Here is a 12824-nt window from a genome sequence, read left to right as displayed (position 1 = left end):
GGCTACGGCCTGAGCTCGGTGCGCTTCATCTGCGGCACGCAGGACATCCACAAGACGCTCGAGGCCCGCATCGCGCGCTTCCTGGGCACCGAGGACGCGATCCTCTACGCGGCGGCCTTCGACGCCAACGGCGGCCTGTTCGAGCCCTTGCTGGGCGAGGCCGATGCGGTGATTAGCGACGAGCTGAACCATGCCTCGATCATCGACGGCATCCGCCTGTGCAAGGCGCAGCGCTGGCGCTACAAGCACAACGACATGGCCGACCTGGAGCGATGCCTGGCCGAGGCGGAGGCCAAGGGCGCGCGCTTCAAGCTCGTCTTCACCGACGGCGTATTCTCGATGGACGGCACGATCGCCCGGCTCGACGAGATGCGCGCGCTCTGCGACCGCTTCGGCGCGCTGCTCGGCATCGACGAGTGCCATGCCAGCGGCTTCCTCGGCGCCACCGGCCGGGGGACGCACGAATACCGCGGGGTGTTCGGCAAGATCGACATCATCACCGGCACGCTGGGCAAGGCACTGGGCGGCGCTTCGGGCGGCTTCACCGCGGCCCGTCAAGAAGTGGTCGAACTGCTGCGCCAGCGCTCGCGCCCGTACCTCTTCTCGAACACCGTCGCGCCGGCGATCGTCGGCGCCTCGATCGCGGTGCTGGACCTGCTCGAAGGTTCGACCGCGCTGCGCGACAAGCTCGAGGCCAACACGACGTACTTCCGCCGCGCCATCAGCGAGGCCGGCTTCGAGATCAAGCCCGGTGAGCATCCGATCGTGCCGATCATGGTCTACGACGCGGTCAAGGCGCAGCAACTCGCGGCGCGCCTGCTGGAGCTGGGCATCTACGTGGTCGGCTTCTTCTTCCCAGTGGTGCCCAAGGGCCAGGCGCGCATCCGCGTGCAGCTCAGTGCGGCCCACGAGCAGGCCGATCTCGAGCGCGCCGTGGCGGCCTTCCGCCAGGCCGGGCTTGAACTGGGGCTCGTGAAATGACCAGGATCCTCATCATCGGCGCCAATGGCCAGATCGGCACCGAGCTGGCCGAAGAGTTGGCGCGCCGACATGGCCAGGCCGCCGTCGTGACCAGCGACCTCGCACCCAAGGGCCGCGTGCCGGGCCTGGCGCACGAGGCGCTGGACGTGACCGATGCCGCCGCGCTGACGGCGGTGGCCGAACGCCACGGCATCACGCAGATCTACCACCTGGCAGCGGCCTTGTCGGCGCGCGGCGAGCAGCATCCGATGTGGGCCTGGGACCTGAACATGAAGGGCCTGCTGAACGTGCTGGAACTGGCCCGCACGCACAAGCTGGACAAGGTCTTCTGGCCCAGCTCGATCGCTGCCTTCGGGCCGACGACGCCGCGCGACCACACGCCGCAGAAGACGGTGATGGAGCCCACCACCGTCTACGGCATCTCCAAGCTGGCCGGCGAGGGCTGGTGCGCCTGGTACCACCGCGTGCATGGTGTCGATGTGCGCAGCCTGCGCTATCCCGGCCTGATCAGCTGGAAGACGCCACCCGGCGGGGGCACGACCGACTACGCGGTCGAGATCTTCCACGAGGCGCTGAAGGCCCGCCGCTACACCAGCTTCCTGGGGCCGCAGTCGGCGCTGCCGATGATGTACATGCCCGACGCGATCCGCGCGACGCTGGAGCTGATGGACGCTCCGGCGGCGCGGATCCGCGAGCGGCACGGCTACAACCTGGCCGGCGTCAGCTTCACGCCGGCCGAGATCGCCGCGGCCATCGCCGATGAACTGCCCGGGTTTGCGATCGACTATGCGCCCGACTTTCGCCAGGCGATCGCCGACTCGTGGCCACGCTCGATCGACGACTCGGCGGCCCGCGCCGACTGGGGCTGGAAGCCGGAATTCGACCTGCGCGCGATGGTGCGCGACATGCTGGCCAACCTGGCGCCCTCGCTCGTGACGGTGGCCTGATTCAGCCCAATGCCCGGCGCAGCGCGGCCAGTGTCGCGTCCGGCGCTTCGGCCATCAGGACATGTCCCGCCTCGACCCGCTCGATGCGGGCCTTCAGCGCCGTGGCGATGTCTCCAGCGGCCTTGGGCGGGGTCATCTGGTCGCGTGCACCGAGGATCAACGTGGCCGGCGCGGTGACCCGGGCCGCTGCTTCCAGGCCGTGCCGATAGCCGTCGCAGGCGGCGAAGTCGCGGTGGTAGAGCTCGGTGTCACCCTGCTTGGCCAGCACCAGCCGGCACAAGGCCTTGCCGCCGCCGCGGGTCCAGACACCCGGGCCGGGGTAGCCGGGCTTGGCGGCCAGCGTCGAGTACGACAGCGTCGTCACGAGGTCGATCGCGGCCAGCGGGTCGTTCTTCGACAACTCCAGCAGCGCGGGCGAGACCTTCATCGGGTAGGCGGTGCCGACCATCACCAGCCGGGTGGCGCGCTCGGGCGCGCGGCCGGCGGCTTCCAGCGCGACCAGCGAGCCCATGCTGTGGCCCACCAGCGCCGCCTTCTCGACCCCGGTCGCGTCCAGCAGCGCCAGCAGCCAGTCGGCCATCGCCTCGACGCTGTCCAGCGCGGGGCCCGCGCTGCGCATGTGGCCCGGCAGGTCCGGCGCCAGCACCCCGTAGCCGTGATGGGCGCACCAGCGGGCCAGCAGCGTCCAGACGGTGTGGTCGTGCAGCGCACCGTGGATGAAGACGACGCAGGGCAGGCTCGGGTCGAAGGGTTTGCCGCCCGTGTAGGCATCGACCTCGCGGCCATTCACGCTCAGCTTCATGCGGCTCTCTCCGCCACGCGCAAGGCGCGTTTCAGGTCGTCGATCAGATCGTCCGGGTCTTCGAGCCCGATCGACAGGCGGATCGTGCCGGGGCCGATGCCGGCCTGCGCCAGGGCCGCGTCGTCCATGCGGAAATGGGTGGTCGAGGCCGGGTGGATCACGAGCGAGCGGCAATCGCCGACGTTGGCCAGGTGCGAGAAGAGCTTCAGTGCCTCGATGAAAGCCTGGCCCTGCCGGCGCGAGCCTTTCAGATCGAAGCTGAAGACCGAGCCGCAGCCCTTGGGCAGCAGGCGCTGCGCCAGCGCGCGGTCGGGGTGCGATTCGAGCTCCGGGTAGCCGACGCCGGCGACCATCGGGTGCGCGGCCAGGAACTGCACCAGCTTGCGGGTGTTGTCGACATGCCGTGCCATGCGCAGCGGCAGGGTCTCGATGCCCTGCAGGATCAGCCAGGCGGTGTGCGGGCTCATGCAGGCGCCGAAGTCGCGCAGCCCCTCGCGGCGGGCCCGCAGCAGGAAGGCGCCGTCGGTGCTCTCCTCGGTGAAGACCATGCCGTGAAAGCCCTCGTAGGGCTCGGTCAACTCGGGGAAGCGCCCGCTGGAAGTCCAGTCGAAACGGCCGCCGTCGACCAGCACGCCGCCGACCACCGTGCCATGGCCCGAGAGGAACTTGGTCGCCGAGTGGAAGACCAGGTCGGCCCCGTGCTCGACCGGCTTCATCAGCCAGGGCGTCGTGAAGGTCGAGTCGACCAGCAGCGGCAGGCCGGCCTCGTGGGCGATGGCGGACACGGCCGGGATGTCCAGCACGTCCAGCCCCGGGTTGCCCAGCGTCTCGCCGAACAGCAGCTTCGTGTTCGGGCGGATCGCGGCGCGCCAGGCGTCGATGTCGCGCGGCTTGACGAAGGTCGTCTCGATGCCGAAGCGCTTCAGGGTGTAGTGCAGCAGGTTGTGCGAGCCGCCGTACAGCGCCGTGCTGGCCACGATGTGCGAGCCGGCGCCGGCCAGCGTGGCGATCGCCAGATGCAGCGCCGCCTGGCCGCTGGCGGTGGTGATCGAGCCGACGGCCCCCTCCAGCGCCGCCAGGCGCTCTTCCAGCACCGCATTGGTCGGGTTCGAGATGCGGCTGTAGACGTGGCCCGAGCGCTCCAGGTTGAACAGCGACGCCGCGTGCTCGCTCGATTCGAAGACGAAGGAGGTGGTCAGGTGGATCGGCACCGCGCGCGCGCCGGTGGCCGGGTCGGGGGCCGCACCGGCGTGGAGCGCCAGGGTGTCGAAGCCGGGGTCGGATGCGCCTGGCATAGGGTTGATCTGGTGTGGTGTGAAGGTGTTTCGAACCTGTGTCGGGCGAGGATTGTGTGCTATGTTGGCCGCGTGGGCAGCGAGCGCCCATGCGTCGATCGAGCCGAAGGAGAGCAGCCATGAAAGTCAGTGACATCCTGCGTGTGAAGGGCAGCACGCTCTTCACCGTCTCGCCGGAGAGTGCCTTGGCCGAAGCCGTGACGACGATGGCCGAGCACGACATCGGCTCACTGGTGGTCATGACCCACGGCGATCTCATCGGCATGCTGACCTTCCGCGAGGTGATCCGCGCGGTGGTCAAGAACGGCGGCCAGCTCGGCTCCACGCTGGTGCGCAGCGTGATGGACGACGCTCCGCTGACCTGCACGCCTGAAACCGACATCAACGAGGTGCGCCGCATGATGCTCGGGCGCCACGCCCGCTACATGCCCGTGCTCGACGGCCGCACGTTGATGGGGGTGATCTCGTTCTACGACGTCGCCAAGTCGGTGGTCGAGGCGCAGGATTTCGAGAACCGCATGCTCAAGGCCTACATCCGCGACTGGCCGGTCGAGGAAGAGGCGCCTGGCGAGCAGGCCGGCTGATCAGATCGGCACCGGCGGCTGGTCCAGCGCCTGCAGCGCGGCCCGCCGGGCCAGCATCCAGGTTTCGGCGGCCGTGGCCTCGAGCGGGCGGCAGAAGCGGTAGCCCTGCATCGCATCGCAGCCTTGTGAACGCAGGAAGTTCGCCTGCACATCGGTTTCCACGCCTTCGGCGATCGTGGTGAGCTGCAGCGCATGGGCCATCTGCACGATGGCCTGCACGATGGCGCGGTCGTCGGCGTCGCTGCCGATGTCGCGCACGAAGCTCTGGTCGATCTTGAGCGTGTGGATGCGAAAGCGCTTGAGGTAGTTCAGCGACGAGTAGCCGGTGCCGAAGTCGTCGATCGACAGCCGCACGCCGAGCGCGTGCAGCCGGTCCATCATCGCGATCGCCGCGGTCGGGTTGCCGGTGGCCACGCTCTCGGTCAGCTCGAGCTCCAGGCAGCTTGGCGGCAGCCGGGCTTCATCGAGGATGGACTTGACCAGCTCGGGCAGCCCGGGGTCGCGGAACTGGATCGCCGACAGGTTCACCGCCACGACCAGCCCGGTCAGCCCGGCGTCGCGCCAGGCCTGGATCTGTCGCACCGCCGTGCGTATCACCCATTCGCCGATCGCCAGGATCTGCCCGCTGCCTTCGGCCAGCGGGATGAATTCTCCCGGCGGCACCATGCCGAGCTCGGGGTGGCGCCAGCGCACCAGCGCCTCGACGCCCAGCACCGCACCGCTGCGGGCATCGAGCTGCGGCTGGTAGTGCAGCAGCAGTTCATCGCGTTCGGCGGCGCGCCGCAGCGCGGCTTCCAGCTGCAGCTGTCGCACCGAGCGCTGCTGCATGCCGACGGTGAAGAACTGGTAGGTGCCGCGGCCCTCGATCTTGGAGCGGTACATCGCGGTGTCGGCGCAGCGCGTCAATTCGTCCACCGTGTCGCCATCGGAGGGGTACATCGCGATGCCGATCGACATCGTCAGGCTCAGCTCGTGGTTGCTGACCATGCAGGGCTGGGCCACGCGCTCCAGCAGCTTGTTGGCCACCTGGGCGGCACCCTCCGCGTCGGTCCCCGGCAGCAGCACGGCGAATTCGTCGCCACCCAGGCGCGCCACCACGTCGGTATCGCGCAGGTTGTCGCGCAGCCGGTGCGCCATTTCCAGCAGCACGCCGTCGCCGGTGCGGTGGCCGAAGTTGTCGTTGATGTTGCGGAACTGGTTCAGGTCGATGAACAGCAGCGCCAAGGTGTCGTTCTGGCGCTGGGCGGTGGCCAGCGCCACTCGCAGCCGGTCTTCCAGCAGATTGCGGTTGGGCAGGTCGGTCAGCGCGTCGAAATGAGCCTGGCGCAGCAGCTCCTGCTCGGCCATCTTCGAGCGCGTGATGTCATTCAGGATGCCGATCAGGTGGGTCGTGCGGCCGGTCGTGTCGCACCGGCGGCTCATCGACAGCCAGGCGGTCAAGGGTTCGCCGTTCTTGCGCTGGCTGCGCAGCTCGCCTTGCCAATGGTTGCTGCCCACCAGCGCACGCCGGATGCGGCGGGGCAGGCCCGTGTCCTCGAGCGCGGTGGTCAGCATCGCCGGATACTGGCCGATGAGCTCGCCGGCCTCGAAGCCGGTGATCTGGCTGAACGCCTGGTTGACCGAGACGACCACGCCGCGCGGGTCGGTGATCAGGATGCCCTCGCGGGCCTGTTCGAACACGGCCGCGGCCAGGCGCATCTTGTCTTCGGCCTGCCGGCGCAGCGTGACATCGCGCGCCTCGACCAGCAGGTGAGCCGCGGGCACCCCGTCGGACCGATCGGCCCCGCGGCGCATGGGCCGCACCGACAGCTCGACCCGTCGCGCCCCCTGCCGCGTTTCGACTGCCACATCCAGGTGCTGGGGGCGGCCGGCGGCGGCGCGGGCCACTGCATGACGCAGGCGGTTGGCGTCATCGGGTGAGGTCAGCCAGGCCGGCAGGGCCCACAGCGGCAAGCCCTTCAGGGCGCCGGGCGGGCCGAGCCAGTCGTTGGCGGCCTGGTTCATGCGCAGCACCTCGCCCTGCGGGGTCAGCAGCCCGATCAACTGGGGGCTGTGGTCGAGCATCGCGCGGGCGAGCGCCAGGTCGGCGTCGGCCGCCAGCGCGCGTTGCCGGGCCCGGCGGTAGGCTTGCCAGGTGGCCGCGAAGGCGGCGGCGACGGCACCACCGGCCAGCGCGAGCCATGGCGCCGCCGGCAAGGCCAGCAGCACGGGCAGGGCAGGGGTGGCGAGGGCAGTCAAGGCGAGCCAGGCAGGCAGGTTTTGGGTATGTCAGCACTGTGCCGCCAGTCGGCGCCAGCCGGTCCGACGAGGCGGGCCGGAAAAGCCGGCCATTTCACACGCCGTCCACGCAAACGGGTCGTTCAAGGGCGGGGTGAAGGGGCCGCCGATAAAATCACGCACTCACCCCACGGCAGCACGCAATGTCCGGCAGCACCTTTGGCGAGCTTTTCGCCGTCACCAACTTCGGCGAAAGCCATGGCCCGGCCATCGGCTGTGTGATCGACGGCTGCCCGCCCGGCATGAGCCTGTCGGAGGCCGACATCCAGCCCGAGCTGGACCGGCGGCGCCCCGGCACCTCGCGCCATGTGACGCAGCGCAACGAGCCGGACGCGGTCGAGATCCTGTCCGGCGTCTACGAGGGCAAGACCACCGGCACGCCGATCTGCCTGCTGATCCGCAACACCGACCAGCGCAGCAAGGACTACGGCAACATCGCCCAGACCTTCCGCCCCGGCCATGCCGACTACACCTACTGGCACAAGTACGGCATTCGCGACCCGCGTGGGGGCGGCCGCTCGTCGGCCCGGCTGACCGCGCCGATGGTCGGCGCCGGCGCGGTGGCGAAGAAGTGGCTGCGCGAGCAGCACGGCATCGCGATCCGGGGCTGCATGACGGCGCTGGGCGAGATCGAGATCCCGGTCGACGACTGGGCCCAGGTCGGCGCCAACCCCTTCTTTGCGGCCACGGCGAGTGGCATCGACGCGCTGGAGGACTACATGGATGCGCTGCGCAAGGCCGGCGATTCGGTCGGTGCGCGGCTGTATGTCGAGGCGTCGGGCCTGCCGGTCGGCTGGGGCGCGCCGCTGTTCGACAAGCTCGATGCCGACATCGCCTACGCGATGATGGGGATCAACGCGGTCAAGGGCGTCGAGATCGGCGCCGGCTTCGGCGCCGTGCGCCAGCGCGGCAGCGAGCACGGCGACGAGCTGACGCCGGAGGGCTTCGCCAGCAACCATGCAGGTGGCGTGCTGGGCGGCATTTCGACCGGGCAGGACCTGCGCGTCTCGATCGCGATCAAGCCGACCAGCTCGATCCGCACGCCGCGCCACTCGATCGATCTGGCCGGCCAGCCGGCGACGGTCGAGACCTTCGGCCGCCATGACCCCTGCGTCGGCATCCGCGCGACCCCGATCGCCGAGGCGATGCTGGCGCTGGTGCTGATGGACCATGCGCTGCGCCACCGCGCGCAGTGTGGCGACGTGCGGGTCGCCACGCCGGTCATCCCGGCGCAGCGCTGAGGCCGGGCGGGCCTCTAGCTCCTCGATCAGGCCTGGGCCGGCACGACCGCGCCGGGCTCGCCGCGCAGGCGCCGCCACAGGCGGCCGCCCAGGCGCCAGAACAGGCGCAGGAAGGTGATGAAAGCCAGGAACTCCAGGAAGGTCAGCACGAAGCCGGCCAGGGGGTTCCAGCGCTCGCCGCGGGCGTGGAACTTCTGGATCATGTGATCGCGCTTGATCTCGATCGAGTCGTAGAAGCTCGGGATGACCAGCAAGGTGAGGAAGGTCGAGGTGATGACGCCGCCGATGATGGCCACCGCCATCGGGCGGTAGAACTCGCCGCCTTCGCCCACGCCAATGGCCACCGGCATCATGCCGGCGATCAGCGCGAAGGTCGTCATCAGGATGGGGCGCAGCCGCTTGCGGCCGGCCTGCATCAAGGCCTCCTCGCGGTCCATGCCTTCGGCCTCGCGCACCCGCGCCGCGTCCAGCAGCAGGATGGCGTTCTTCGCCACGAGGCCGGCCAGCATGATCACCCCGATGAGGCTCATCAGGTTCATCGTGCCGCCGGTGGCCAGCAGCGCCAGCACCACGCCGATTAGCGACAGCGGCAGCGAGATCATGACCGGCAGCGGCGCGGTGAACGAGCCGAACTGGATCACCAGCACCAGGTACATGACGCCGATGCCCGACAGAACGGCGATGCCCATGTCGGTGAAGACCTGTTGCTGGTCCTTCGAGGCGCCGCCCAGTTCCAGCCCGTAGCCCGGCGGGTAGCTCATCGCCTTGGCGATCTTCATGGCGTCGGCCGTCACCTCGCCGGCCGAGCGGCCCTGGGCGTTGGCGGACACGGCGATCATGCGCTTGCCGTCGGTGTGCTGGATCTGCGACGGCCCCTTGCCCATGGTCACGGTGGCGATCTGGTCCAGCGGCACCACGGTGCTGCTGCCGGTCACGGCGATGGGCAGCCGCTCGATGTTGGCTGCGTCCACGCGGTCGGCCGGCGCCAGGCGCACGGCCACGTCGCGGGTTTCGCCGCTGGGGTCGACCCAGTCGCCCACCTCCACGCCGGCAAAGGCCACCCGCAGCGCCTGCGCCGCGTCGTTGACCGAGATGCCCAGCGCGTTGGCCAGGCCGCGGTCGAGCTCGATCTTCAGCTCGTTCTGCGGGTCTTGTTCCGACAGGCCCACATCGACCGCACCGGGCACCTGGCGCAGCTTGGCCATGAACTCGTTGGTGATGGCCTGCAGCTTGCGTGAATCGGTGCCGTGGAAGCGGATCTGCACCGGCTTCTGCGCGCCGTTGTTCAGGTCGTCGAGCACCACGTACTCGGCGCCGACCAGGCGCTTGAGCTGCGCACGCAGGTCCGTGGCCACCTCGATGGCACTGCGCTTGCGCTCGGTGCTTTTGCCGATGTCGACATAGATGCGGCCGCCGGTCGGGTTGACGTAGCTGTTGGTGGCCTTGGTCTCCTTCATGCCGCGAGCCAGCGTTGCCGCGCTTTCCAGCTTCAGCTTGGCGTACTCCAGGCTGCTGCTGGGCGGGGTGCGAACTTCGATGGCCAGGGTGCCGTAGTCAGACGCGGGCAGAAAGCTCGAACCGCCGACGGTCATCTGCAGGGCGATTGCGCCGACGAAGCTGAGGAAGGCGAACAGGAACATCCACACCCGGTGGTGCAGGGCCCAGGCAATGACGCGGCCGTAGCGGTCGGCTTGGTGGTCGAACCAGACGTTGAAGCGGCCCAGCACCTTGGAGATGCCGTGCTTGGGCGCCTGGTGGTGCCCCGGCGGGTCGCCCCAGAAGGCAGACAGCATTGGGTCGAGCGTGAACGAGATGAACAGGCTCACGAGCACCGAGGTCACCACCGTCAGGCCGAAGGGCCGGAACCATTCGCCCGACACGCCGGGCATGAAGCCCACGGGCACGAAGACGGCCACGATGGAGAAGGTGGTGGCCGCCACCGCCAGGCCGATCTCGGCGGTGCCGCGCAGGGCGGCGGTGCGCCGGTCCTCGCCAGCCTCCATGTGGCGCACGATGTTCTCTCGCACCACGATGGCGTCGTCGATCAGCACGCCGATGGCCAGCGACAGGCCGAGCAGGCTCATGAAGTTCAGCGTGAAGCCGCACAGCCAGACCGCGATGAAGGCCGCGATCACCGAGGTGGGCAGGCTGAGGGCGGTGATCAGCGTCGAGCGCCAGGAGTTCAGGAAGGCGTAGACCACGAAGATGGTCAGCCCGGCGCCGAAGAACAGCGCGTGAACCACGTTGTTCAGGCTGTTCTGGGCGTCCTTGCCGCCATCCTGGGTGATTTCCAGTTGCGTGCCCGCGGGCAGCGTCTTGCCGATCTCGGCTACCAGCTTGCGCACCTCGTCGGCGACCCCCACGGTGCTGGACTCGCGCGAGCGCGTGATCGACAGGCCGACGTTGGGATGGCCGTTTCGCACCGAGAGGTTGCCGACCTCGGCGAACGCATCCTGGACCGACGCCACCTGGCCCAGGCGCACGATCTGTTCGCCGCGCCGCTGCACGACGATCTGCTCGAACTCCGCCGGGTGCTCGATACGCCCGACGAGCCGGATGCTCTGGTCTTCCAGCGTGCCGCGCACCTTGCCCACCGGGGCGGTGGCGTTCTGCATGCGCAGCGCGTTGACGACCTCGGCCACCGAGACGTTGAACTCGCGCAGCTTTTCCGCCTTCAACAGCACCGACAACTCGCGGTGCAGCGCGCCGTTCACGTTCACCACGGCCACGCCGGGGATGCCGCGGAAGCGGTCGGCGAGCTGGTCTTCGGCCAGGCGCGAAATTTCGGCATGGGTCTGCGTGGACGACGACAGCGCCAGCTGCATGATGGGCTGGGCGGAAGGGTCGATGCGCTGCAGCACCGGCTCACGCATCTCGACCGGCAGCTTGTAGCGCACCGTGCCGATGGCGTTGCGCACCTCGTCCGCCGCCTCGATCATGTTCTTGCTGAACTTGAAGATCATGACGATGTTGGCGTAGCCCTCGCTCGCGGTCGAGCGCACCTCGTCGACGCCCGAGATGCTCTGCAGCGCCTTCTCGATGCGGTTGATGACCTCGCGCTCGACCGTGTCGGGCGAGGCGCCCGGGTAGGTGATGCCGACCACCAGCACCGGCTGCTGCACGTCGGGGATCTGATTGACCCGCAGCTTGTTCAGCGCGAGCAGGCCCAGGCACATCAGCGCCAGGATGATGACGACCGTCGCGACCGGCCGCTTGATGCTGAAGTCAGACAAGAACATGGCTTACTTCCCCGCAATGGAGGTGGCCGAGGCCGGCACGGCCGGCGCCGCCGCCGTGGTGGCCGGCTTGGCGCGCTCGATGCGCTGGCCATCGACCAGGGTGGCGCCCGGGGCGCGCAGGATCTGGTCGCCCGCGGCGAGCCCGCTGCGCACCACGTATTCGCCGCTGCGCAGGTCGCGCTCGCCGAGCTGGACCTTGACCTTCTTCAGCGCATTGCCGTCCACGCGCCAGACGAAGGTGTTGTCACCCTCCTTGGTCAGCGCCCCCTCGGGCAGCATCAGCGCCTGTTCGCCGCTGGTGGCCACCTGGCCTTCGGCGTACAGGCCCGCCACCTTGGGCACCGGGCCATCGTCGATCGACACCAGCACCGCCACCTGGCGGGTGGCGGCATTGGCGGAGGGGTCGACGCGCTTGACCCTGCCGCTGAACTCGCCCCGGGTCACGCCGTTGACCCGGAAGCTGACCGATTGGCCGATCTTCAGCTCGCTCATGCGATCGGACGAGACCAGCCCCTCGAAGCGCATGCTGGCCGGGTCGACCACCTTGAGCAGCTCCTTGCCGATCTGGGCGGTGTCGCCGGCGGACGCCTTGCGGTCGCTGACCACGCCGTCGAAAGGCGCGCGCACCTCGGTGCGCTGCAACTGCTGGCGGGCCGCCACCACGCGCGACTTGGCGGCCACCAGGTCGCTTTGGGCGTTGTTGCGCCGGACTTCGGCGTCGTCGGTCGCCTGGATCGAGCTCATGCCCTGGGCCTGCAGCGTCTTCAGGCGCTGGAAAGTGCGCTCGGCCTGGTCGGCGGACTGGGCGGAGGCGCGCGCAGCCTCCTCGGCTGACGCCAGGCTGTCGCGGATCGCGGTGTCGTCCAGCCGCACCAGCAGGTCGCCCTTGTGCACCGCTTCGCCATTGTCCTTCAGCACCTGCAGCACGACCGCCGACACCTCGGCGCGCAGGTCGGCGCGCCGCTCGGGCTGGATCGAGCCGGTGATGACCGGGCCCGCTGCGTGCAGGCCGGCGGCCGTGGTGCGCAGGTCCTCGGGTGCCAGCAGCAGGCTGGGTGCCGAGGCCGCGGCACCTGGCTTGGCCGCCGCATCGGCGTTGCCGTTGGCCTTGCCGCAGCCGGCGAGCGAGGCGGCGAGCACGGCGGCGGCCAGCGCCACGGACAGTCTGGCGGGCATGGCCACCGGCGAAGAGCGACGCGACATCAGGGATCCTCCGAACTGAACTTGGAATGGTGGATGGGCAGCCCCATCCTGCAAAGCCGCGCGAGCTTATCGTGAAGCCGCCGGCCATAGCGCAAACCTGCGACGAATTGCGGGCTTGCGGGGGTGAACGGCGCTTCGTCGGCGCGAGGTGCTGGTTCGTCGGGAGGCGCTGCACGGCTCGTCGCCTGCCGCTGCATTTCATCGGTGCCGCGCCGCGCTTCGTCGGCAGTGGGGTGATTGCCGCGTATCACACTC

At 69.5% G+C, this 12824-nt stretch carries 9 protein-coding genes; 4 read left to right on the top strand and 5 right to left on the bottom strand.

Translation table 11 applies throughout. The annotated features are described in order from the left end of the window. Positions 1–981: glycine C-acetyltransferase (kbl, locus tag VJ693_RS10325; protein WP_324153859.1), on the top strand; the 981-nt coding region annotated here is incomplete at its 5' end. Further along, the gene (locus tag VJ693_RS10320; RefSeq protein ID WP_324153858.1) at positions 978–1928 is read left to right on the top strand and encodes an NAD-dependent epimerase/dehydratase family protein; all 951 of its coding nucleotides are present in this window, start codon (positions 978–980) and stop codon (positions 1926–1928) included. The genes kbl and VJ693_RS10320, both read left to right, overlap by 4 nt. Before the next feature lies 1 nt (position 1929). Here VJ693_RS10320 and VJ693_RS10315 read toward each other — a convergent pair whose 3' ends face one another. Both VJ693_RS10315 and VJ693_RS10310 read right to left on the bottom strand, forming a co-directional pair. Beyond that, positions 1930–2730, bottom strand: a complete 801-nt coding sequence (locus VJ693_RS10315; RefSeq protein WP_324153856.1) for an alpha/beta hydrolase — start codon at positions 2728–2730, stop codon at positions 1930–1932. Further along, positions 2727–4025, bottom strand: coding sequence for an O-acetylhomoserine aminocarboxypropyltransferase (locus VJ693_RS10310; protein ID WP_324153854.1), 1299 nt, complete (start codon positions 4023–4025; stop codon positions 2727–2729). Before VJ693_RS10310 ends, VJ693_RS10315 begins: the two co-directional genes overlap by 4 nt. Before the next feature lie 119 nt (positions 4026–4144). Between VJ693_RS10310 and VJ693_RS10305 the strand changes: the two genes are divergently transcribed. Beyond that, the gene (locus VJ693_RS10305) at positions 4145–4609 is read left to right on the top strand and encodes a CBS domain-containing protein (RefSeq protein ID WP_324153852.1); all 465 of its coding nucleotides are present in this window, start codon (positions 4145–4147) and stop codon (positions 4607–4609) included. Here the strand turns inward: VJ693_RS10305 and VJ693_RS10300 are convergent, their stop codons facing one another. Next, positions 4610–6847 (bottom strand): putative bifunctional diguanylate cyclase/phosphodiesterase, encoded by a 2238-nt coding sequence (locus tag VJ693_RS10300; protein WP_324153850.1) that lies wholly within the window; start codon positions 6845–6847, stop codon positions 4610–4612. It lies immediately after the preceding gene. 182 nt (positions 6848–7029) lie between these two features. On the opposite strand from VJ693_RS10300, the gene aroC reads away from it, so the two are divergent. Then, positions 7030–8127: a chorismate synthase gene (gene aroC / locus VJ693_RS10295; protein ID WP_324153848.1), complete on the top strand. Its 1098-nt coding sequence runs from the start codon at positions 7030–7032 to the stop codon at positions 8125–8127. Positions 8128–8153: 26 nt separating this feature from the next. Here the strand turns inward: aroC and VJ693_RS10290 are convergent, their stop codons facing one another. Continuing rightward, the gene (locus tag VJ693_RS10290) at positions 8154–11366 is read right to left on the bottom strand and encodes an efflux RND transporter permease subunit (protein WP_324153846.1); all 3213 of its coding nucleotides are present in this window, start codon (positions 11364–11366) and stop codon (positions 8154–8156) included. Between the two features lie 3 nt (positions 11367–11369). Then, positions 11370–12569 carry an efflux RND transporter periplasmic adaptor subunit gene (locus VJ693_RS10285; protein WP_324153844.1) on the bottom strand — a complete coding sequence of 400 codons (1200 nt, stop codon included), beginning with the start codon at positions 12567–12569 and terminating at the stop codon, positions 11370–11372. Positions 12570–12824 lie beyond the last annotated feature (255 nt).

Origin of the sequence: Ideonella sp. (assembly GCF_035254525.1) — a bacterium.
In the GTDB taxonomy this organism is placed as follows: Bacteria; Pseudomonadota; Gammaproteobacteria; order Burkholderiales; family Burkholderiaceae_C; genus Ideonella.
Note: the sequence above shows the minus strand (reverse complement) of the source record. Positions and strands in the feature narration are given on the sequence as shown.